Below are 289 nucleotides of genomic sequence, written 5' to 3'. Positions count from 1 at the left end.
TGCCCACCTTTCTTGCACCGACCGTGGATGGTGGGCACGCTGCGCTTTGCCCACCCTTCGACGCCCACAAATCCTCAATACTCAATCCCCAGTCCGTCATATACCCGGCGGAAGACCGCCGGCAGCGTCTCGGGAAGGTCTTCCGCGATCAGGCCCGGCCCCGCCTCCGCCCCGGCTTCGCCATGCATCCAGGCGCCGATGCTGGCGGCCTCGACGGCGGGCGTGCCTTGCGCGAGTAGCCCCGCGATGATGCCGGACAGCACGTCGCCGGCGCCGGCGGTGGCGAGCC

1 protein-coding gene is annotated in these 289 nt (G+C 69.9%); it reads right to left on the bottom strand.

The annotated features are described in order from the left end of the window. Positions 1 to 74: 74 nt before the first annotated feature. On the bottom strand, positions 75 to 289 hold a 215-nt coding region (locus CWO89_RS45435; protein ID WP_283813606.1), incomplete at its 5' end, for an NAD(P)H-hydrate dehydratase.

Source organism: Bradyrhizobium sp. Leo170 (assembly GCF_004296405.1).
Taxonomy (GTDB): Bacteria; Pseudomonadota; Alphaproteobacteria; order Rhizobiales; family Xanthobacteraceae; genus Bradyrhizobium.
Note: the sequence above shows the minus strand (reverse complement) of the source record. Positions and strands in the feature narration are given on the sequence as shown.